This is a genomic window from Acidovorax sp. GW821-FHT10A04 (genome assembly GCF_059415825.1).
In genome coordinates this window covers 144,407-166,066 of record NZ_JBWKNZ010000001.1, presented here as the reverse complement: position 1 = coordinate 166,066, position 21,660 = coordinate 144,407, and the positions used below count along the sequence as shown (strand labels likewise).

The 21,660-nt window shown below is 66.4% G+C and carries 20 protein-coding genes and 1 tRNA gene; 7 read left to right on the top strand and 14 right to left on the bottom strand.

Translation table 11 applies throughout. The features are described 5' to 3' along the window. Positions 1-4: 4 nt before the first annotated feature. The 3 genes from pilB to AC07PF_RS00790 form a co-directional block, all read right to left on the bottom strand. The gene (gene pilB, locus AC07PF_RS00800) at positions 5-1,744 is read right to left on the bottom strand and encodes a type IV-A pilus assembly ATPase PilB (RefSeq protein ID WP_494610547.1); all 1,740 of its coding nucleotides are present in this window, start codon (positions 1,742-1,744) and stop codon (positions 5-7) included. Between the two features lie 140 nt (positions 1,745-1,884). Further along, a tRNA-Pro gene (locus tag AC07PF_RS00795) sits at positions 1,885-1,961 on the bottom strand. A gap of 48 nt (positions 1,962-2,009) precedes the next feature. Continuing rightward, positions 2,010-2,939, bottom strand: coding sequence for a polyprenyl synthetase family protein (locus tag AC07PF_RS00790; RefSeq protein WP_035203467.1), 930 nt, complete (start codon positions 2,937-2,939; stop codon positions 2,010-2,012). Positions 2,940-3,165: 226 nt separating this feature from the next. Here AC07PF_RS00790 and rplU point away from each other — a divergent pair, with 226 nt between their 5' ends. The 4 genes from rplU (at position 3,166) to proB (ending at position 6,249) form a co-directional block, all read left to right on the top strand. Continuing rightward, on the top strand, positions 3,166-3,477 hold the full coding sequence (gene rplU, locus AC07PF_RS00785) for a 50S ribosomal protein L21 (RefSeq protein WP_024814187.1): 312 nt from the start codon (positions 3,166-3,168) through the stop codon (positions 3,475-3,477). Positions 3,478-3,492: 15 nt separating this feature from the next. After that, positions 3,493-3,750 (top strand): 50S ribosomal protein L27, encoded by a 258-nt coding sequence (gene rpmA, locus AC07PF_RS00780; RefSeq protein ID WP_007854552.1) that lies wholly within the window; start codon positions 3,493-3,495, stop codon positions 3,748-3,750. 180 nt (positions 3,751-3,930) lie between these two features. Next, the gene (gene cgtA / locus AC07PF_RS00775; protein WP_145694508.1) at positions 3,931-5,001 is read left to right on the top strand and encodes an Obg family GTPase CgtA; all 1,071 of its coding nucleotides are present in this window, start codon (positions 3,931-3,933) and stop codon (positions 4,999-5,001) included. Positions 5,002-5,106: 105 nt separating this feature from the next. Then, the gene (gene proB, locus AC07PF_RS00770) at positions 5,107-6,249 is read left to right on the top strand and encodes a glutamate 5-kinase (RefSeq protein ID WP_145694507.1); all 1,143 of its coding nucleotides are present in this window, start codon (positions 5,107-5,109) and stop codon (positions 6,247-6,249) included. A gap of 74 nt (positions 6,250-6,323) precedes the next feature. On the opposite strand, the gene AC07PF_RS00765 is transcribed toward proB, so the two are convergent. Continuing rightward, entirely contained in the window at positions 6,324-7,031 is a 708-nt protein-coding gene (locus AC07PF_RS00765; protein ID WP_145694931.1) for an RNA pyrophosphohydrolase, read from the bottom strand. A 92-nt stretch (positions 7,032-7,123) separates the two neighbouring features. On the opposite strand from AC07PF_RS00765, the gene AC07PF_RS00760 reads away from it, so the two are divergent. Together AC07PF_RS00760 and AC07PF_RS00755 are read left to right on the top strand one after the other, a co-directional pair. Next, on the top strand, positions 7,124-8,866 hold the full coding sequence (locus AC07PF_RS00760; protein ID WP_145694506.1) for a proline--tRNA ligase: 1,743 nt from the start codon (positions 7,124-7,126) through the stop codon (positions 8,864-8,866). Continuing rightward, the gene (locus AC07PF_RS00755) at positions 8,863-9,531 is read left to right on the top strand and encodes a lytic transglycosylase domain-containing protein (RefSeq protein ID WP_007854567.1); all 669 of its coding nucleotides are present in this window, start codon (positions 8,863-8,865) and stop codon (positions 9,529-9,531) included. Before AC07PF_RS00760 ends, AC07PF_RS00755 begins: the two co-directional genes overlap by 4 nt. A gap of 31 nt (positions 9,532-9,562) precedes the next feature. On the opposite strand, the gene paeA is transcribed toward AC07PF_RS00755, so the two are convergent. The 6 genes from paeA to hemA form a co-directional block, all read right to left on the bottom strand. Further along, entirely contained in the window at positions 9,563-10,894 is a 1,332-nt protein-coding gene (paeA, locus tag AC07PF_RS00750; protein ID WP_494610546.1) for a polyamine export protein PaeA, read from the bottom strand. A 91-nt stretch (positions 10,895-10,985) separates the two neighbouring features. Continuing rightward, complete coding sequence (locus AC07PF_RS00745; protein WP_007854571.1) at positions 10,986-11,993, bottom strand: AAA family ATPase; 1,008 nt, start codon at positions 11,991-11,993, stop codon at positions 10,986-10,988. 183 nt (positions 11,994-12,176) lie between these two features. Further along, on the bottom strand, positions 12,177-12,500 hold the full coding sequence (grxD, locus tag AC07PF_RS00740; protein WP_007854573.1) for a Grx4 family monothiol glutaredoxin: 324 nt from the start codon (positions 12,498-12,500) through the stop codon (positions 12,177-12,179). A gap of 52 nt (positions 12,501-12,552) precedes the next feature. Next, positions 12,553-13,407, bottom strand: a complete 855-nt coding sequence (gene prmC / locus AC07PF_RS00735; RefSeq protein ID WP_494608699.1) for a peptide chain release factor N(5)-glutamine methyltransferase — start codon at positions 13,405-13,407, stop codon at positions 12,553-12,555. Between the two features lie 23 nt (positions 13,408-13,430). After that, positions 13,431-14,519: a peptide chain release factor 1 gene (prfA, locus tag AC07PF_RS00730; RefSeq protein ID WP_007854577.1), complete on the bottom strand. Its 1,089-nt coding sequence runs from the start codon at positions 14,517-14,519 to the stop codon at positions 13,431-13,433. Positions 14,520-14,605: 86 nt separating this feature from the next. Continuing rightward, positions 14,606-15,907 carry a glutamyl-tRNA reductase gene (hemA, locus tag AC07PF_RS00725; protein ID WP_007854579.1) on the bottom strand — a complete coding sequence of 434 codons (1,302 nt, stop codon included), beginning with the start codon at positions 15,905-15,907 and terminating at the stop codon, positions 14,606-14,608. Positions 15,908-15,980: 73 nt separating this feature from the next. On the opposite strand from hemA, the gene AC07PF_RS00720 reads away from it, so the two are divergent. After that, on the top strand, positions 15,981-16,259 hold the full coding sequence (locus AC07PF_RS00720) for a hypothetical protein (protein ID WP_007854580.1): 279 nt from the start codon (positions 15,981-15,983) through the stop codon (positions 16,257-16,259). Positions 16,260-16,280: 21 nt separating this feature from the next. Here the strand turns inward: AC07PF_RS00720 and AC07PF_RS00715 are convergent, their stop codons facing one another. The 4 genes from AC07PF_RS00715 to ugpE form a co-directional block, all read right to left on the bottom strand. Next, positions 16,281-18,803 (bottom strand): DUF3772 domain-containing protein, encoded by a 2,523-nt coding sequence (locus tag AC07PF_RS00715; RefSeq protein WP_494610545.1) that lies wholly within the window; start codon positions 18,801-18,803, stop codon positions 16,281-16,283. Between the two features lie 79 nt (positions 18,804-18,882). Continuing rightward, positions 18,883-19,650, bottom strand: coding sequence for a glycerophosphodiester phosphodiesterase (ugpQ, locus tag AC07PF_RS00710; protein ID WP_494610544.1), 768 nt, complete (start codon positions 19,648-19,650; stop codon positions 18,883-18,885). 5 nt (positions 19,651-19,655) lie between these two features. After that, entirely contained in the window at positions 19,656-20,666 is a 1,011-nt protein-coding gene (gene ugpC, locus AC07PF_RS00705; RefSeq protein WP_007854588.1) for a sn-glycerol-3-phosphate ABC transporter ATP-binding protein UgpC, read from the bottom strand. Positions 20,667-20,741: 75 nt separating this feature from the next. Continuing rightward, a complete protein-coding gene (ugpE, locus tag AC07PF_RS00700) occupies positions 20,742-21,593 on the bottom strand; it encodes a sn-glycerol-3-phosphate ABC transporter permease UgpE (protein ID WP_057204931.1) in 852 nt (283 codons plus the stop codon). Positions 21,594-21,660: the final 67 nt, after the last annotated feature.

The window sequence follows — 21,660 nt, the reverse complement described above, 5'->3', positions numbered from 1 at the left end:
ATGTTTATTCGTTGGTCACGGCCAGCACTTCTTCGAGAGAGGTGTGCCCCAGCTTGGCTTTGTAGAGGGCGGCATCGCGAAGAGACCGCACACCCTCCGACCTGGCCTGCTCGGCGATCTCCAGTGCACTGCCGTCGCGCAAGATGATCCGCTGTATTTCTTCGGTGATGGGCATGACCTGGTAGACCCCGACGCGACCCTTGTATCCATTGTTGCAGGCGGAGCATCCCACGGGGCGATAGGTTATCCAGGAACCATCGAGTTCCTCCTCGGCATAGCCGGCGTCCACCAGCGCCTCGTGCGGAATGTCTGCGGGCACCTTGCAAACGGGGCACAGTCGTCGGGCCAGGCGCTGCGCGGTGATCAGAATGACGCTGGAGGCGATGTTGAACGGGGCGATCCCCATGTTGCGCATCCGTGTCAACGTCGTTGGGGCATCGTTGGTGTGCAGTGTGGACAGCACCAAGTGACCCGTCTGGGCGGCCTTGATCGAGATATCGGCTGTTTCCAGGTCCCGGATTTCCCCCACCATGATGATGTCGGGATCCTGGCGCAGAAACGACTTGAGTGCCACGGCAAAGGTCAGTCCGGCCTTGTCGTTGACATTCACCTGGTTCACCCCCGGAAGGTTGATTTCCGAGGGGTCTTCCGCCGTGGCGATGTTCACGCCCGGTTTGTTCAGCAGGTTCAGACAGGTGTACAGCGACACCGTCTTGCCGGAGCCGGTAGGGCCGGTCACCAGAATCATGCCGTAGGGGCGGCTGATGGCATCGAGCAGGCGTGCCTTCTCTTCAGGTTCATAGCCCAGTGCATCGATGCCCAGCTTCGCGCTGGACGGATCCAGAATACGGATAACGATCTTCTCGCCAAACAAGGTGGGCAAGGTACTCACCCGAAAATCGATGACCCGGTCGGGACCGATTTTCAGTTTCATCTTTCCGTCCTGCGGCACCCGCTTTTCGGAAATGTCCATGCGCGAAATCACCTTGATGCGCGAAGCCAGCTTGTCCTTGATCGCAATCGGCGGCGACGTGATTTCCCGCAGCTCTCCGTCAATGCGAAAACGCACGCGGTATTGGTGCTCATAGGGCTCGAAGTGCAGATCGGATGCCCGCATATTGAACGCATCGAGCAGCATCTTGTGCAGAAATTTGACGACTGGGGCATCTTCGACGTCCGAGGCCGAACCGGCATCGGTGGCCTCGGCTTCCACTTCGATGGGAATATCATCGAATTCGAAATCCCCCCCGCTGGTCATGGCCTCCATCGACTCGGACGTCGATTTCGTGGTGCTTTCAACCAGACGGTTCAGCTTGTCATATTCCGCGATAATCCAGTCCACTCCCATTTGGGTCGTGAACTTGATTTTTTCGGCGGCTTCCTGGTCCGTGGGGTCGGCCGTGGCGACGATCAGGCGGTTGTTGCGTTTGCTCAGCACCACCACCCGGTAGGACTGGCAGATCTTCGCGTCCAGCAGGTCCTTGGGCAGCCGCAGCGGGTCAATGGCCTCCAGGTCCAGCAAGGGAGCGCCGAAGACTGCGGATACGGTGTGGGCCAGATCTCCCGCGGAGACGACCCCTGAGCCGGTTAACTCCGCAATAAAGCTGGTGCGGCTGGTTTGTGACTTTTTGTAAATATCCTCGGCCGCCTTTTGGGTCAGCTTTCCCGCAGACATCAACGCCCGGCCCAAGCCTGGAAGGGCTATTGCAGGTGTTTCTTTCTGAGCAGTATCTACAGCAGCCATGTAACCGGTAATGTGTTAGGAATTGAACAACAAGCCATCCTATCATCGCCTATTGGCAAAGACCTGTACAGCGTTGCATATTGGCGCCTGAACCACAGTTCAAAATGGATTTGCAAGGCTGCGGCCCTCCCGTGGGAGGGTGGTCGGGGTGAGAGGATTCGAACCTCCGGCCTCTACGTCCCGAACGTAGCGCTCTACCAGGCTAAGCTACACCCCGCAAGGCGCCCGTGGGGCGCCGGGACCTGTGGTCGCGCGAAGGCGGAGCCTACGCGCGGCGGTCCAGCAATTGAGAAGCCAAGTGTAGCAAGCCGGCGGTGTAATCGTTGCCTGGCAGCACTTGCAGGGCCGCGATGGCCCTGTGGGCTTCCGAGATCGCCGCGGCCCGGGTCACTTCCAGTGCGCCGGTTTCCCGGACGATGGTGATGATGGATGGAAGCTGTTCGGTGGAGCCTTGCTCGATGGCCTCCCGGATGATCGCGGCCTGGGTGTCGGTGCCGCGCTGCATGGCCGCAATCAGGGGCAGGGTGGACTTGCCTTCGCGCAGGTCGTCCCCCAGGTTCTTGCCCATTTCGCTGGCATCGCCGTCGTAGTCGAGTACATCGTCGATGATCTGGAAGGCGGTGCCCAGTGCCTGGCCGTAGGTGGCGCAGGCCTCTTCCAATGCGGGGGGGCTGTTCGCCAGAACGGCGCCCAGGCGCGCACTGGCCTCGAACAGCTTGGCGGTCTTGGAGCGGATCACCCGCAAATAGCCCTCCTCGTCCAGAGAGGCGTCGTGCATGTTCATGAGCTGCTGCACTTCGCCTTCGGCGATCACGTTGGTGGCCTCCGAGAGGATTTCCATGACCCGCATGCTGCCGGTCTCGACCATCATCTGAAAGGAGCGCGTGTGCAGGAAATCGCCCACCAGCACGCTGGCCGGGTTGCCGAAGGTCTCGTTGGCCGTCGCGCGACCACGCCGCAGGGTGGAAGCATCGACCACGTCGTCGTGCAGCAGGGTCGCGGTGTGGATCAGCTCCACCACGGCCGCCAGGCCGAAGCGGTGCGCGCCGCGGTAGCCCAGGGCGCCGCACACCAGCAGCAGCAGCGCGGGGCGCAGGCGCTTGCCGCCCGCCGCGATGATGTACTGCGATATCTGCGCGACCAGGGGTACGGAGGAGGTAAGGCGTGCGGCAATCACCCGGTCCACCTCGTGCATGTCGGCAGCGATGAGCGTGAGTGCGGGCGTGGCGGCTGTTTGGGAGTGGTCAGTCAAGATAGGAGCGCTCGAAGTGCAGCGGATTATAGGAACGGCCATGGCCTTCCCGCCGTGGCGGTGCACCACGTTCGCCGCGGATGTCGCTGGCTTGCCACGATCTTGAGGCTATGCTAAACTAGCTGGCTCTGCAGAAATTCGTCTGCGGAACTCATATCAAGAGGTCAACATGTACGCGGTCATAAAAACCGGCGGCAAGCAGTATCGCGTTGCTTCCGGCGAAAAAATTAAAGTAGAACAGATTGCTGCGGACGTAGGCCAGGAAATTGTGATCGACCAGGTTCTGGCTGTCGGAAACGGCGCTGAACTGAAGGTTGGCACGCCCCTGGTGTCCGGTGCAACGGTCAAAGCCACTGTCGTGGCGCACGGCAAGCACGACAAAGTGCACATCTTCAAGATGCGCCGTCGCAAGCACTATCAGAAACGTCAAGGTCACCGTCAGCAGTTCACCGAACTGCAAATTGGCGTGATCGCTGCTTAACAGGGAGCTGATGTCATGGCACAGAAAAAAGGCGGCGGCTCTACGCGAAACGGACGTGACTCCAAGCCAAAGATGCTGGGTGTCAAGGCGTTCGGTGGTGAACTGATCAGTGCTGGCTCCATCATCGTGCGCCAGCGCGGTACGCGTTTCCACCCCGGTACCAACGTGGGCGTGGGCAAGGACCACACCCTGTTCGCACTGGTGGACGGCCACGTGTCGTTCGGCACCAAGGGTGCACTGTCCAAGTCGACAGTCAATGTGACGGCCGCCTGAGGGTTTTCACCCCGGCAGCAAACGAAGCCCCGCCTGGTCGGGGCTTTGTTGTTTGGACCTCTGGTACTTCCTGCCGGGGCGTCCTGTCGGCGTCCTGTACGCCCCTCGAAAAGAGCAAAGCCCTGCTGCTCCTTCACCGGTGATTTTCTTGCGCAGCGCTCTTTTGTAAACTGGATACCCATGAAGTTCGTCGATGAAGCCTATATTGACATTGCCGCCGGTGATGGTGGCAATGGCTGCGTGTCGTTCCGGCACGAGAAGTACAAGGAGTTCGGCGGTCCCAATGGGGGCGACGGCGGCCGGGGCGGGCATGTGTTCGCCGTGGCGGACCCGAACCTGAACACCCTGGTCGATTTCCGCTACTCGCGCCGGCACGAGGCCAAGCGCGGCGAGCACGGCATGGGCTCCGACATGTTCGGCGCCGCCGGTGCGGACATCACGCTCAAGGTGCCTGTGGGCACCATCTTCACCGACGCCGAAACCGGCGAGGTGCTGTACGAATTGCTCAATCCGGGCGAGTTGGTCACCATCGCCAAAGGCGGCGACGGCGGCTTCGGCAACATGCGCTTCAAGAGTGCCATCAACCGCGCCCCCCGGCAAAAGACACCCGGCTGGCCCGGTGAAAAGAAGAACCTCAAGCTCGAGCTCAAGGTGCTGGCTGACGTGGGCCTGCTGGGCATGCCCAACGCGGGCAAGTCCACCTTCATCGCCGCCGTGTCCAACGCGCGGCCCAAGATTGCGGACTACCCTTTCACCACGCTGCATCCCAACCTGGGCGTGGTGCGCGTGGCCCCCGAGCAAAGCTTCGTGATCGCCGACATCCCCGGCCTGATCGAAGGCGCCTCCGAAGGTGCGGGCCTGGGCCACCAGTTCCTGCGGCATCTGCAGCGCACCCGATTGCTGCTGCACATCGTGGACATGGCGCCGTTCGATGATGCGGTCGATCCGGTGGCGCAGGCCAAGGCCATCGTGGGCGAGCTCAAGAAGTACGACCAGCAACTGCACGACAAGCCGCGCTGGCTGGTGCTCAACAAGCTGGACATGGTGCCGACCGACGAGCGCGAGCAGCGCGTGAAGGACTTCGTCAAGCGCTTCAAGTGGAAGGGGCCGGTATTCCAGATCTCCGCGCTCACGCGCGAAGGCTGCGAGCCGCTGATCCATGCCATCTACCGCCATGTGCAGACCGAGCAGCGCTCGGAAAACACGCCCGAGGAAATCGATCCACGCTTCGCGGGGGACGCGCCGGCCTGACGACCGCCGGCGCCGCGGCCCGCGCGAGCGTGCGGGCCTCCACAAAACAATGCAGTGATGGCGGCCATCCTGGCCGCTCAGCGACAAGAGGCAAAAGAAACAAACATGGTTTCCAGTGTGCTGCGGGACGCCCGCCGAATCGTCGTCAAGGTAGGCTCCAGCCTGGTCACCAACGAAGGCCGGGGCCTGGATGAGGCGGCCATTGGCGAATGGAGCCGGCAATTGGCCGCGCTGGTGCGCGGCGAGGGTGGCGGCGCTCCACGCGAGGTGGTCATGGTCTCCAGCGGTGCCATCGCCGAAGGCATGAAGCGCCTGGGCTGGACCACCCGCCCCCATGAAGTGCACGAACTGCAGGCTGCCGCCGCCGTCGGCCAGATGGGCCTGGCCCAGATGTACGAAACCAAGCTGCGCGAGCAGGGCATGGGCAGTGCCCAGGTGCTGCTCACCCATGCCGACTTGGCCGATCGTGAGCGCTACCTGAACGCCCGCTCCACCCTGCTCACCCTGCTGCGCCTGGGCGTGGTGCCGGTGATCAACGAGAACGACACGGTGGTCAACGACGAAATCAAGTTCGGCGACAACGATACCCTGGGTGCACTGGTGGCCAACCTGGTCGAGGCCGATGCCCTCGTCATCCTCACCGACCAGAAGGGCCTGTACACGGCCGACCCGCGCCGCGACCCGGCCGCACAGTTCGTGCATGAGGCCAAGGCGGGGGATCCTGCGCTCGAAGCCATGGCCGGCGGCGCAGGCTCCAGCATCGGCAGGGGCGGCATGATCACCAAGATCCTGGCGGCCAAGCGCGCGGCCGGGTCCGGCGCCTCCACCGTCATCGCCTGGGGGCGCGAGCAGGATGTGCTGGTGCGCCTGGTCCAGGGCGAGGCCCTGGGCACCCTGCTGGTGGCGCAGACACAGAAGAAGCAGGCCCGCAAGCAGTGGATGGCCGACCACCTGCAGCTGCGCGGTGCCGTGCTGGTCGATGCCGGCGCCGCGGCCAAGGTGCGCGATGAAGGCAAGAGCCTGCTGCCCATCGGCATGACGGCGGTCGAAGGGGATTTCTCACGTGGCGACGTGATCGCCGTGCGCGACCTGGCCGGGGTGGAGATTGCCCGGGGCCTGGCCAACTACGCCAGCGCCGAGGCGCGCCTGTTGTGCCGCAAGTCCTCCTCGGAGTTCGAGCGCCTGCTCGGCTATGTGGCCGAGGCCGAGATGGTGCACCGCGACAACATGGTGCTCACCATCGCGTGATGGTGGCGTGCCATGCCAGGGCAGCGCCTGGCCGCCATCACCCGCAGCCGGTCGGACTGTGCGCCAAGCGCGTATTACTTGGCGGGAGGCTGGCCGCTGCTGCTGCTTTCCGTGTCCATGGTGGACGGCGCAGGCAACTCTTCCAGCCCCATTGGCCGGCTGCTTTGCGGATCGGGATCGAAACTGGCGCCCGGAGGCAGTTCCATGCCCGGGTTCACCAGCAACGAACCGGTGCGGAACATGGCGCTGCCCGCGTGCTCGCCGTCGCGCGCACGCATGCCGCTGCGCAGATAGCGGTTGCGCTGCTCGTTGCGGGGCAGAAAGCGCGCCAGCTCCGTGAGCGCCATTTCATAGACGCCACGCTTGAACTCGACCACCACGTCCAGCGGCACCCAGTAGTCGTTCCAACGCCAGGCGTCGAACTCCGGGTGGTTGGTGGCACGCAGGTTCAAATCCCAGTCGTGTCCGACCAGTTGCAGCAGATACCAGATCTGTTTCTGGCCCTTGTAGTGTCCGCGCGCATCGCGGCGGATGTACCGGTCAGGCACCTCATAGCGCAACCAGTCCCGGGTACGGGCCACCAAGCGCACGTGGTTGGGGTGCAGGCCCACTTCTTCGTGCAGCTCCCTGAACATGGCCTGTTCCGGGGTTTCCCCCCGGTCGATGCCACCCTGTGGAAACTGCCAGCTGTGGGTGCGGATGCGTTTGCCCCAGAACACCTGGTTCTTCTGGTTGAGCAGGATGATGCCGACGTTCGGCCGAAAGCCGTCCCGGTCAAGCATAATCAAACCCCAAATTTTTAAACTGTGTCCATTATGCACGGCGCTTTGAGCGCAGCAAGTGGGCTGCACCCAGACGCCCTCTGCCGAAGCCGATGAAAGCCTCCCAATTCTTTATTTCCACCCTCAAGGAAGCGCCTGCCGACGCCGAGGTGGTCAGCCACCAGTTGATGACGCGCGCAGGCCTGATCAAGAAGCTGGGTGCTGGCATTTACAACTACATGCCCATGGGGCTGCGCGTGGTGCGCAAGGTCGAAGCCATCGTGCGCGAGGAAATGAACCGGGCCGGCGCTGTGGAACTCACCATGCCCGTGGTGCAGCCGGCCGAGCTGTGGCAGGAAACGGGCCGCTTCGAGAAGATGGGCCCCGAGTTGCTGCGTATCCAGGACCGCCATGGCCGGGACTTCGTGATCCAGCCCACCAGCGAAGAAGTGATCACTGACATCGCTCGCCAGGAGCTGCGCAGCTACAAACAGTTGCCAAAAAACTTCTACCAGATCCAGACCAAGTTCCGTGACGAGCGCCGTCCACGCTTCGGCCTGATGCGCGGGCGCGAGTTCACCATGAAGGACGCCTATAGCTTCGACCGCGACCAGGCGGCCGCCAAGGCGAGCTACCAGGTCATGGCCCAGGCCTACCGCCGCATTTTCGACCGTTTCGGCCTGACCTACCGTGCCGTGGCCGCCGACAGTGGTGCCATCGGTGGCGACCTGAGCGAGGAGTTCCAGGTGATCGCCGCCACCGGCGAAGACGCCATCGTCTACTGCCCCGGCAGCGACTATGCCGCCAACATGGAAAAGGCCGAGGCCCTGGCGCCTGCCGGTCCGCGCGGCGCTGCTTCCCAGGCCCTGGCCAAGACCCCCACGCCTGGCAAAAGCACCTGCGCCGACGTGGCCGATCTGCTCAACGTGCCGCTGAACACCACCGTCAAGTCGCTGGTGCTGGCTACCGACGAGACCAATGAAGCGGGCGAGACGGTCAAGACCCAGGTCTGGCTGCTGCTGCTGCGCGGCGACCACGAGATGAACGAGATCAAGGCCGGCAAGGTACCGGGCCTGGCCGGTTTCCGCTTCGCCACCCTGGGCGAGATCGAGGAGCACTTCGGCTGCAAGCCGGGTTACCTCGGCCCCCTGGGGCTCAAGAAGCCTGTGAAGACCGTCGTCGATCGCGATGTGGCTCTCATGGCCGACTGGATCTGCGGCGCCAACGAGGCCGATTTCCACATGACCGGTGTCAACTGGGGCCGTGACCTGCCCGAGCCCGACGCCGTGGCCGACCTGCGCAACGTCGTGGCGGGCGATGCCTCGCCCGACGGCAAGGGGGAACTGGCGATCGAGCGCGGTATCGAAGTGGGCCATGTGTTCTACCTCGGAACCAAGTACAGCCGCGCCATGAACGCCACCTTCCTCGACGAGAACGGCAAACCCCAGCCGTTGGAGATGGGCTGCTACGGCATCGGCATCACCCGCCTGCCTGCGGCTGCCATCGAGCAGAACCATGATGAACGCGGCATCATCTGGCCCGACGCCATCGCCCCCTTCACCGTGGTCATCTGCCCCATCGGCATGGACCGCAGCGAAGAGGTCAAGGTGGCGGCCGAGAAGCTGTACGCCGAATTCCTGGCCGCCGGCGTGGACGTGCTGCTGGACGACCGCGGCGAGCGCCCCGGCGCGATGTTCGCCGACTGGGAACTGATAGGCGTGCCCCACCGCGTGGTGATCGGCGACCGGGGCCTCAAGGAAGGCCAGGTCGAGTACCAGCACCGCCGCGACAGCGCTGCCACCAAGGTGGCGATCACCGACATCTGGGCCCATGTGAAGGGCCGCATGGCGGTATGAGCGGGGTGCACGGTTTTGGCGGTGGGAGCGGCCTGTCCCGCCGCGCATGCCTTGCCGCGTCGCTCGTGGGGCCGGCTGCATGGCTGGCTGCGCCTACGCTGGCGCATGCGGGCGGCCAGCTCGAAGAACCGTTGATGGACTCGGTGCGTACTGCGCTGAGTTCCGCCATCGCCAACCAGGCGCCGCCAGAACCCGAATTCTTCACCACCGATACGCGCCTGCACTACACCCGCTGGCTGGCTGCGATGAGCGACCGTCTGCGCCGGCGCAAGCCCGAGTGGGAGGTGCGCCGCGACTTCCTGCAGACCGTCTGGTACGAGTCCAAGCGCGCGGGGCTCGACGTGTCCCTGGTGCTTGGCCTGATCCAGGTGGAAAGCGGTTTTCGCAAGTTCGCCGTTTCCAGCGTGGGGGCGCGTGGCTACATGCAGGTCATGCCGTTCTGGACGCGCGTGATCGGCGACGGCGATGCCGGCAAGCTGTTCCACATGCAGACCAATCTGCGCTTTGGTTGTGTGATCCTGCGCCACTACCTCGAGCGCGAGCGCGGCGACCTGTTCATGGCACTGGGCCGCTACAACGGCAGCCGGGGCCGCCCACCCTATCCAAACGCCGTCTTCGGCGCCCAGCGCAGCTGGGAATACGTCGACCGACCAGCGGCGGGCTGATACCCCACCTTTCGTCGATTTCCTTCCGTCGCTAGACGATGGTTCCAGGGGTGTTTGCGTTGTCCTGGCCTCCCGCCTGCGACAGGCGCGAGACCATCACCTGGTCGATGCGGTAGCTGTCCACGTCGAGCACCTCGAACTTGTAGCCGCCCCAGCTCACGCTGTCCGTGCGCCGCGGCACGCGGCGCAGCATCACCATCAGGAAGCCGGCCAGCGTCTCGTACTCCTCGGCATGGGGCAACTCGTCGAGCGACAGGGCACGCAGCACATCGCCGATGGGCGTCACGCCATCGATGAGCCACGAATTCTCGTCGCGCCGCACGATCTGCTCCTCGTCCAGCGGCGATACCAGGTCGCCCATCACCGTGCTCATCACATCGTTGAGGGTCACCACGCCCACCACCAGGCTGTACTCGTTGACGATGACCGCGAAGTCCTCGTGCACCTGGCGGAACTGTTCGAGCACCTCGGACAGCGTGAGCCGGTCGGGCACGATCAGCACCTTGCGCACCAGGCTGTCGTCGGCCAGCGAGATCGGCTGGTTGTTGAGCACGCGCTGGAACAGGTCCTTGGCGTCCACATAGCCCACCACGTGGTCGATGTCGCCCTCGCACACCGGGTAGGTCGAGAACGGCTCGGCCGCGATGCGCAGGCGTATCACCGAGTCGGGCTCGTCGCGCAGGAAGAAGGACACCCGGTCGCGCTGCGACATGGCGCTCGACACGGTGCGCGTGTCGAGCTCGAACACATTCGTGATCACCTGCTGCTCGCGCGCTGCCAGCACGCCCGCACGGGTGCCGGCCTCCATCATGGCCAGGATGTCGTCCGAGGTGATGCGGTCGTCGCGCAGCGACGACAGCCCGAGCACGCGGAACAGCGCGTCCGCCCCGCGGCTGTAGAACCAGACCACCGGGCGCAGCAGGGTCATGCACCAGGCCATGGGCTTGGCCAGGCGCACCACCAGCCGCTCGGGCTCGGCCATGCCCAGGCGCTTGGGGAACAGGTCGGCGAACAGGATGAACAGCGAGGTGATGACCAGGAACGAGGCCAGGAAGCCCGCCGTCTGCGCATGGCCCTCGCTCAGCCACCAGCTGAACAGCGCGCTGAAGTGTGGGCTCAGCGCCCCTTCGCCGACGATACCGCCGAGGATGGCCACGGCGTTTTGCCCCACCTGCACCACCGTGAAATAGTCGCCCGGCTGCTCCTGCATGCGCAGCACACGGTCGGCCCGCGCATCGCCCTCGTCGGCCATCTGGCGCAAGCGCAGGCGGCGCGCGGCTGCCAGCGAAATCTCGGCCATGGAGAAGAAGGCGCTGGCTGCGATCAGCAGCCCGATCACGAAAAAACTTTGGGTAAGGCTCATGGAAGGCGACAGAGCGTGGCGCTGCGGCACACCGGGCTACAGAGTGTATCTGCCCGCCCGGTGCACCACGGCAGCCGTTGCCGGCGTCGGCCTACTGCACGAAGCCGATGCGCCCGCGCCCGGCGGCGGCCCGCGGCAGGTCGGCCACCTCCACCGTGGAGCGCCGCTCCAGCCGTGCGTTGCCGAAGCCGGTCATCAGCGCCCGGCGCATCTCGCGCGGCGGCATCGTGGCCAGCAGGTCCAGCACGTCACCCTGGGGCTCGGGGTCGATCAGGCGGCCCCAGTCGTGCCCGGCGCGGATGCCCTGGTACAGGTTGCGCGCGATGGTGCGTGCCTGCGCCAGCGTGGGCGCCTCCACCTCGAACACGTTCATGCGGTTCAGGATGGGGTCGGGAATGCCCCGCGTGTCGTTGGCCGTGGTGATCCAGATGACCTGGCTCGCGTCGATGGCCACCTCGGCGAACTCGTCGGTGAAGCTTTGCGCCGTATCGTGCTCGAGCAGGCTGTACAGCGCGCCCAGCGGGTCGTACTGTGCGTCGGCGGCGGCCTTGTCGATCTCGTCGACCACGATCACCGGATTGGCGTACTCGCCTTCCACCAGGGCCTCGAAGACCTTGCCCGGGCGCGCTCCCCTCCACTGGGCGGACGAGCCCGACAGCAGCCAGCCCGCGGTCATGGAGCTCATGGGCAAGAGGTTCATGCCCGTGCCCAGCAGCTCGGCCAGGTGGCGCGCAAAGTGCGTCTTGCCGATGCCCGGCGGGCCCAGCAGCAGCATGGGCGTGACCTCCAGGCCATCGCGGCTGTCCTGGGCCAGCGCCACGTGCCGCTTCACGTCGTCCAGCACGTCCGTGAAATTGGGCAATTGATCGTAGAGGCTGGCCATGTCGGGCACGCCCGAGGGCTTGACCTGGAAGCGCTCCGGCCCGCGCTCCAGCATGCGTTCGTACACGGTGCGCAGGGTTTCGTATTCGCGCTGGTTGCCCGACTCCTGCAGCCGCGCGAGCTTGCGCTCGACGTCGCCGGGGTGGAACACATTGCGCATCTGGGCCACCGGCAGGCGCAGGGCGGGTGGTTGGGGAACAAGGCTATGGCCGGTCATCGCATGCTCCTTGTGAGTTGCAAAAGCGTCACATCACACAAGCATTCAAGCACACAACATGCCTGGCGTATTGGGGGATAAGCCCTGACAACCGGTTTTGCCCCGTTGTTACCTTCGTGTGTTGCCGCCATGCAAAAGGCCGCCCGAAGGCGGCCTCACCGACGGTGGCGGTAGCAGGCGGAATTACTCGCCGGTGCCCAGCACCTGCTTGAGCTCGCCCGACTCGTACATCTCCATCATGATGTCCGAACCGCCGATGAACTCGCCCTTCACGTACAGCTGGGGGATGGTGGGCCACTGGCTGTATTCCTTGATGCCCTGGCGGATTTCGTCGTCCTCGAGCACGTTCACCGTGACCACGGTCTTGGGGTCCACGCCGCTGGCCTTGAGGATCTGGATCGCGCGGCCCGAAAACCCGCACATGGGAAAGCTGGCGTTGCCCTTCATGAACAGCAGGATGTCGCTGGATTTCACGAGGGCGTCGATGCGTTGTTGGGTGTCGCTCATGGGAATACTCCTTGAAAGGGCTGGCAGGCCTCGCAGGCCTGCAATAACGCGATTATTTCACTGTCGGCCACTGTCCGCCTGAGCAGCGTGCGATGCCGGCCAGATCCATGCGGCTTTGCACCTCTGCGAAGCCCTGCTCGCGCAGCAGTGCACACACGGCATCCGCCTGGTCGTGGCCGTGTTCCAGCAACAGCCAACCCCCCGGCAGAAGGTGATCGGGGGATTGCACCACGATGGTGCGTATGTCGTCCAGCCCATCGGTGCCGCTGGCCAGGGCCGAGAGGGGTTCGTGGGTCAGCGCGGCCAGGTGCGGGTCGGCCGCGGCAATGTAGGGCGGGTTGGAGACGATGGCGTCGAACAGGCCCTCCACCCCCTGCAGCCAGTCGGCGTGCGCGAATTGCACCGGCAGCGCCAGCCGCTGGGCGTTGGCCTGGGCCACGGCCAGCGCGTCGGTGCTGGCATCCACGGCCAGCACGCGGGCCGCCGGGCGCTGGTGCTGCAGTGCCAGGGCAATGGCGCCGCTGCCCGTGCCCAGGTCTGCGATGCGCGGGGCGGGCAGGGGGGCGATCAGTTCCAGGGTCCAGTCCACCAGGGTCTCGGTATCGGGGCGCGGGTCCAGCACGCGGGCGTCGACCGAGAGGGCCAGGCCATAGAACTCCTTGCTGCCCGTGAGGTAGGCCACGGGCTCGCCGGTAGCTCGGCGCAGGCACAGGGCCTGGTAGCGCCGAGAGGCATCGGATGCCAGCGCGTCCGTGTCGTGCGCCAGCAGCCAGGCGCGGTCGGTGGCGGCGCGGCCCAGCACGTGCAGCAGCAGCAGTTGCGCGTCGATGCGCGCCAGGCCCAGGGTGCGTGCCAGGCCCAGGGCGTCGGCCACGGTGGCGGGCGGGTTGGGGGTGGTGTCGTCCATGGCGGGTCTGGGTGGGGGCTGGCTCAGCCGGCCGCTCCCATTTCCAGCTCTTCGAGCTGCTCGGCCTCGCGCGCATGGGCCATGGCCTGCAGCACGTCGGCCAGGTCGCCTTCCATCACCAGAAGCAGCTTGTACAGCGTGAGGTTGATGCGGTGGTCCGTGAGCCGGCCCTGCGGGAAGTTGTAGGTGCGGATGCGGTCGCTGCGGTCGCCGCTGCCGATCAGGCCCTTGCGCAGTGCGGCCTCCTTGGCTGCGCGCTCGCTTCGCTCCTTCTCCTGGATGCGTGCCTGCAGCACCTGCAGGGCCTTGGCCTTGTTGCTGTGCTGGCTGCGGCCGTCCTGGCACTCGGCCACGATGCCGGTGGGCAAGTGCACCACGCGCACGGCCGAGTCGGTCTTGTTGATGTGCTGGCCGCCGGCGCCGCTGGCGCGGAAGGTGTCGATGCGCAGGTCCGCCGGATTGAGCTTGATGGCCTCGGTCTCGTCGGGCTCGGGCATCACGGCCACCGTGCAGGCGCTGGTGTGGATGCGGCCCTGCGTCTCGGTGGCCGGCACGCGCTGCACGCGGTGCCCGCCCGATTCGAACTTGAGCGTGCCATACACGTTGTCACCCTCGATGCGCAGCACGATTTCCTTGTAGCCCCCGAGCTCGGCCGCGTTCTCGCTCACCACCTCGACCTTCCAGCCCACGTTGGCGGCATAGCGCGAATACATGCGCGTGAGGTCGCCCGCGAACAGGGCCGATTCGTCGCCGCCCGTGCCTGCACGGATTTCCATGAAAGCATTGCGCGTGTCGTCCGGGTCCTTGGGCAGCAGCAGGCGCTGCAGCTCATCCTCCAGCTGCAGCAGTTCGGCCTCGGCGCTGGCGATTTCTTCCTGCGCCATCTCGGCCATGTCGGGGTCAGCCAGCATCTCGCGCGCGCCGGCCAAGTCGGCCTCGCGCTGTACATAACGCGCATAGCGGCCCGCCACCTGGGTCACCTCGGCGTGCTCGCGCGAGAGCAGGCGGTACTGGGCCATGTCGCCCATGATGTCCTCGCGCGAGAGCAGGAAATCGAGCTCGCCCAAGCGCTGGGCATAGCGCTCCAGCTGGTTTCTGAGAAAAGTCTTCATGCGGTGAAAATCGGGGGAGGGGCTACGCGTTCGTAGCGGGCGCTGTCCTGTGGCGGGCAGCGGGCCTGGTGGGGCGGCGGGCGCCGCTACAGGCCGCTGTTCTTGCTTTGCGAGCGCAGGAACAGGCGCGAGACGGTCTGGGCCGTCTGGGCGCGCATCTCGGCATCGCCCGCATGCAGCTCGGCCATGGTGCCGTGCAGCATCTTCTGCGTGATGCCGCGCGACAGGGCCTCCAGGACGGCATCCACATCTTCGCCACGGGCCAGCAGCTTCTTGGCGCGCGCGATCTCGGCGGTGCGCCAGCTGTCGGTCTGGGCATTGAGCTGCTGGATCAAGGGCACCACGCCACCTTCGGGGTGGCGCTGGTCCATCCAGTGCATGAAGCTCTGCACGCCGGCGTCGATGATGGCCTCGGCCTGCGCCACGGCGGCCTGGCGGTTGGCCTGGGCGGTCTGCACCACGCTGGCCAGGTCGTCCACGGTGTACAGGTAGACGTCGCCCAGGGCCTTCACCTCGGGCTCGATGTCGCGCGGCACGGCCAGGTCGACCATGAACATGGGGCGGTGGCGGCGCTTCTTGAGCGCGCGCTCCACGGCACCCAGGCCGATGATGGGCAGGCTGCTGGCGGTGCAACTGATCACGGCGTCGAACTCGTGCAGCCGCTCGGGCAGGTCGGCCAGGCGCATGACCTCGCCTCCAAAACGCGTGGCGAGCTTTTCTCCACGTTCCAGCGTGCGGTTGGCAATCGCGATCTGCTTGGGGTTCCTGGCCGCGAAGTGCGTGGCGCACAATTCGATCATCTCGCCCGCGCCCACGAAGAGCACGCGGATCTTGCCCAGGTCTTCGAACAGCTGGCCCGCCAGGCGCACGGCGGCGGCCGCCATGCTGATGCTGTGCGCGCCGATCTCGGTGGAGGTGCGCACCTCCTTGGCCACGGCAAAGCTGCGCTGGAACAGCTGGTTCAAGGTGGTGCCCAGGGCGCCGGCGGTTTCGGCGGCGCGCACGGCGTCCTTCATCTGGCCCAGGATCTGGGCTTCGCCCAGCACCATCGAGTCGAGCCCGCTGGCCACGCGGAAGGCATGGCGCGCCACCAGGCTGTCTTCGAGCGAATAGGAATGCGAGCGCAGCAGCGCCGGGCTCACGCCGCCGCTTTGCGCCAGCCAGCCCAGGGTGTGGTCGATGGCCGCCTGCTCGCCCGCGCAGTAGATCTCGGTGCGGTTGCAGGTGGAAATGATGGCGGTTTCCACCCCGGGGTGGCGGCTTACCTGGCCCAGCGACTGGCGCAGGCCGTGCAGCGTGGGGGCAATCTGGTCGAGCGCGAACGCGAACCGGCCGCGCAGATCGAGCGGCGCGGTGGTGTGGTTGATGCCGAGGGCCCAGACTGCCATAGACGCCGATTATAAAATTGTTGGAACATCCCGGTGCACCTGCCTGGGAAAGCCTTGATTTGGGTCAATTGCCATGGGTCCTTTGGACACGCTGAACCACCTGTTGAATTTCCTCGCGCCCGCCGCCGCCATGGCCGTGCTGATGGCGCTGGGAGCCCGCCTGTTGGGCTGGAAATCCACCGCATTCCGCGCCACATGGGCGCAGGTCGCTATCCAATTCGCAGTGGGCAGCGCGGTGCTGTTGGGCGGGCTGGTGCTGCAGGGCCGCGACGGCAAGATGGCCACCTATGCCGCGCTGGTGCTGGCCTGCGCCACCTGCCAGTGGGCCATGGGCAAGAGCTGGAAGGGCTGAACGCCCCTTCGCGCAGACCGGTCAGGCCGGCGCTGCTGGCGTGACCGGTGCCAGCGGCGTATCCCCACCCTGGGCCCGCGTGCCGTGCGTGACGGCCGTCGTGGCCGGCGGTGACAGTGCCAGGCCTGCGTCGCGCAGGCTGTCCAGGATGGAGAACAGCAGGTCGCTGCGCACCCCGCCCGCATTGCGCGGGTTGCTCACGTAGCCGATGGCCAGGAAAGTCAGCGTACCGTTCAGGATGCCTTCGAGTTGCACGACGGGCTCGGGGTCGGCCATGATGCCCTCGTGGGCCGCGAAGGCCGCCAGGATCACCTCGCGCATGCGCTGGGCGTCGGTATCGAGCGGCGCCGGCAGGCGCAGCAGCACGCGGCCGGGGGCACCGGTCAGCGTCATGTTGCGCACGGTCTTGGTGATGAACTCGGAGTTGGGCACGATCACGGTGGAGCGGTCCCCGAGCTGGATCTCGGTGGCGCGCACGTTCACCCGGCGCACATCGCCCTCGGTCTCGCCCAGCACCACCCAGTCGCCCACGCGCACCGGCCGCTCGGCCAGCAGGATCAGGCCCGAGATGAAGTTCTGCACGATGGCCTGCAGCCCGAAGCCGATGCCCACCGACAGTGCGCTGGCCACCCAGGCGATGCGCTCCACGCTGATGCCCAGGCCCGCCAGCGCGATGGCGATCACCGCCACGCCGCCCACATAGCCCAGCAGGGTGACGATGGAGCTGCGCATGCCCGGTTCCAGCGAGGTGTTCGGAAAGAACTGGTCGCTGAGCCAGCGCTTCAAGATGCGGATCATCACGAAGCCGGCGCAGGCGATCGCCAGCGCCGTCAGCAGCGCCTGCGGTGCCAGCGTCACACTGCCCACCTGCAGGGTCTGGTTCACGCTGCCGCCGCGGCGGAACACTTCGTCGGGCGCCGTGCCCAGCGGCGCCAGCAGGGCGATCGCCATGTAGAACAGCAGCACCACGCGCAGGGCTCCCGAGGCCACCACGGCGCTTTGGTCCAGGAGCTTGCCATCCACGCCCAGGCCCTTGTGCAGGCGCTGACCGAAGCCGCCGCGCGAGGACAGCACGGCCTGCGCCACGTCCTCCACCAGCTCGAACAACAGGTAGGTGGTGGCAAAGACCACGCCGGTCCAGACCATCTGGCCCGCCAGCATGTGCGCCAGGGCCACGAAGCCCAGCACCAGCAGCACCAGGATGGCGAAGGCCGTGGCCGCTGCGCCCGCCACCAGCAAGCCCATCCAGATGGGGCGCGGGGCCGGTGCCTCCGGTGCCGGTTCGCTGGCGCTGCCTTGCTGCGCATCCTGGCCCACATTGGCGGGCTGCGCGGCGGCGGGTGCGGGCGCGCGCAGGTGGCGCAGCGCGCACAGGATGACCAGCGCCATCAGCAGGGCCGATACGGCGTGCGCCGACACCTCGGCCGAGAGGCTGGCGCCCACCACGCGGTTGACCTCGATGACCAGCCCTCCGAGCACGGTCGCCAGCGCCAGCCACCAGGGGTAGGGGGCGAGGCGCGTGGCCAGCTCATCCGAGAGGGCGGTGAGGCGCCAGGAGCTGCGCTTGCGGGAGATGAGGGCGTGGCCGAGCGCGATCATGAACGCGGCGAACACCACCAGCTGCAGGGTGGCGCGCTCGAAGGCCTGCAGCCGCGGGCTCGGCACCGCTTCCACCGTGAGCCCGCCCCAGGCCAGCTGGACGGCCAGGGCCAGCAGCATGGTGTGCACCAGCACCGATGCGAACGCCAGCAGCGAGCGGCGCAGCCGCCCAGGCGGCAGCCGCGCCGGCGCCAGGCGCAGCAGCAGTCGCTCTGCCAGCCAGGGGCCGGCGATGGCCACGAACAAGGCCATGGTCAGGCTGACCACGAAGCCCGTGCGGTGTGCGGGCTCCCAGGCCCTGGCTACCGACTGCTGCAGCTCGGCGGCCAGTGACTGCAGGCGCGCCAGGTCGCCGGGGAAGGCGCTGCGCACATTGCGCCAGAAGGTGCCGGTCAGGGGCGAGTCGATGCGCGTCGTGAGCGCGGTCTGGAACTGCTCGCGGCGCTGGCGGATGATGTCGGCGCTGCGCTGCTCGGCGTCCACCGCGATCAGGCGCGCGAGCTTGAGCTCGGCGTCGATGCTGCTGCGCTCCTTGGCCAGCGCGCTGCGCTGCTGTGCGACATCGGGTGCCTCTGCCGCTGCCCCCTTGTCCGGTGCCGGGCCCAGGCCGGAAAGCCGGGTATCGACGTCGGCCAGCGCTTCGGCGCGGCGTGCTGCCACCTGCGTGGCCGCCGTGCCGATGGCCGAGATGTCGCTGAGCCATTGGCGGTAGTCGTCGTCTTCGCCGATCTTGGCGGGGATGGCCTCGAAGCGTTCGCGCAGCGTGTCCACGCTGGGCAGCTCTGGCTTTTCACTGGAGGAACTGCTGCTGGCGGCAGCCGCAGGAGGGGCCGGAGTGCGACCCTGGGCGTGTGCAGGGGCCGTCTGCAGCCCGGCCAGCGCCACCACGAAGGCCAGAAAGGCTGTGCCGGCGGCCAGGCGGGCACGGATGCGATGCAATGTCATGCCCGCATTGTGCTGCGCCCACCGCAGCCCCTGTGAGAGAGTGTTCCAGCCTGCTGCAGCGGGCTGCCTGGCCGGCGGGTCAGCTTGCCGGGCTGAACAGGTCGACCCGGTCGGTGATGATGCCGTCCGTGCCCAGCGCGATCAGGCGCTGCACGGCCCACGGATCGTTCACGGTGTAGCTCAGCGCCCGCATGCCCTGGCCATGCACGGTGGCCACCAGCGCGGCATCCCACAGCGCATGGTTGCAGACGATGGCCACGCAGCCCAGGCCATGGGCTTCGTCGACGAAACCCTGGCGGTGCACGTCGACCAGCAGCGCACGCGGCAGTTGTGGCGCAGTAGCGCGCGCGCCCGCCAGCGCAACGGGCTGGAAGGACGACAGCAGTGGTGGCACGGCCTGGCCCTGCCACAGGCGAGCGGCGGTCTCGGCCACCACGCGGCCGGTGGCGTCATCCTGCCCGGGCGTGGGTTTGATCTCGATGTTCAGGAAGTAGGCGTTGGCGATGCAGTAGCGCGCCAGGGCCTCCAGTGTGGGCAGGGGTTCGCCGGCATGCGCGCGCGAATGCCAGCCGCCCGCGTCGAGCTGCGACAGGGCGCTCCAGTCCAGGTCGCCGCCGGTGCCCCGGCCATTGGTGGTGCGCTGCAGCGTGGCGTCGTGCATCAGGAAGGGCACGCCGTCGCGGCTGAGCTTGGCATCGCATTCGAACATGCGGTAGCCGTGCTGGGCCCCGAGGCGAAACGCCGCCAGCGTGTTCTCGGGTGCCAGCTTGCCTGAGCCGCGGTGCGCGATCCAGCGCGGGTAGGGCCAGACCGCGGCCGGGTCGGCCTGGGTGTGCTCGTCGCTCATGCGGTTCAACCGGGAATGCGCTTGCCCGTGGTGGCGTCGAAGGCGTGCAGGCGGTCTGCCCGCGGCACCACGTGGATGATCGAATCGGGCGCCGGCGAGTGCGTGCCTTCTTCCACGCGCACGATGAGCTGCTCGCCATGCACGCGGCCGTAGATCAGGCGCTCGGCGCCCAGCAGCTCCACGGTTTCCACCTTGACTTCCCAACCCTCGCTGCGCACGTCCAGGTGCTCGGGGCGGATGCCCAGGATGGTGCCGGGCTTGCCGCTCGGCGCGTTCTTGAGCAGGTTCATGGGCGGCGAGCCGATGAAGCTGGCCACGAAGGTCGAGGCAGGCGTGTGGTAGACCTCCTCGGGCGTGCCGAACTGCTCCATGTTGCCGGCGTTCATCACGATCATGCGCTCGGCCAGGGTCATGGCCTCGACCTGGTCGTGGGTCACGAACAGGCTGGTGATGCCCAGCTCGCGGTGCAGCTTCTGGATCTCCAGGCGGGTCTGGGCGCGCAGCTTGGCGTCCAGGTTGGACAGCGGCTCGTCGAACAGGAACACCTGCGGCTGGCGCACGATGGCACGGCCCATGGCCACGCGCTGGCGCTGGCCGCCCGAGAGCTCGCGCGGCTTGCGCTCGAGCAGGTGGCCGAGCTCCAGGATCTTGGCGGCCTTGTCCACGCGCGCCTTGATCTCGTCCTTGGGCACCTTGGCGATCTTCAGGCCATAGGCCATGTTCTCGAAGTTCGTCATGTGCGGGTAGAGCGCGTAGTTCTGGAACACCATGGCGATGTCGCGCTGTGCCGGTTCCAGGTCGTTCACGACGCGGTCGCCGATGCGCAGTTCGCCGCCGGAGATTTCTTCGAGGCCCGCCACCATGCGCAGCAGGGTGGATTTGCCGCAGCCCGAGGGGCCGACGATGACGACGAACTCGCCGTCCTTGACCTCGGCGTTTACGCCATGGATGACCTGGTTGGCCTTGGGACCGGTGCCGTAGCGCTTGACGATATTGCGAAGGGAGATGGATGCCATAACAACTTTGGGATCTGGGTTGTGTCTGGGCGGCACGGGGGGGCCGCCACGGTCATTGGGTTGCGGGTGGTCGCCTTACTTTTCGGTATCGACCAGGCCCTTGACGAACCAGCGCTGCATGAACACCACCACCAGCGCGGGCGGCAGCATGGCCAGCAGGGCCGTGGCCATCACGATGTTCCATTCGTTGCCGGTGTCGCCGCCGGCGATCATGCGCTTGATGCCGATCACCACGGGGTACATGTCTTCCGAGGTGGTCACCAGCAGCGGCCACAGGTACTGGTTCCAGCCGTAGATGAACTGGATCACGAACAGCGCGGCGATCGAGGTGCGCGACAGCGGCACCAGGATGTCCTTGAAGAAGCGCATGGGGCCGGCGCCGTCCACACGGGCGGCCTCCACCAGCTCGTCGGGCACCGTGAGGAAGAACTGGCGGAACAGGAAGGTCGCGGTAGCCGAGGCGATCAGCGGCACCGTCAGGCCCGCATAGCTGTTGAGCATGCCCAGGTTGGAGACCACCTGGTAGGTGGGCCCAATGCGCACTTCCACCGGCAGCATCAGCGTGATGAAGATCAGCCAGAAGCAGATGCCCTTGAAGGGGAAGCGGAAGTACACGATGGCGAAGGCCGAGAGCAGCGAGATCGCGATCTTGCCCACGGTGATCACGATGGCGGTGACGAAGCTCACCCACATCATGCGCGCCACGGGCGCGGTGGAGCCCGCGCCCGAGCCGCCGCCGAACAGGGTGTCGTGGTAGGTCTGCCAGAAGTTGCTGCCGGGCAGCAGGGGCATGGGCGCCTGCACGATGTCCTGGGCGGTGTGCGTGGAGGCCACGAATGCCAGGTACAGCGGGAAGCCGACGATGATCACCCCCAGCACCATGATCAGGTGCGAGAAGAGTTTGAGATAAGGACTGCGCTCTACCATGCGAGGGCTCCAGGAGAGAGGGGCGATGACGAAGAAAGGAAAGCTGAAGGGAGCGCACATGCGCGTG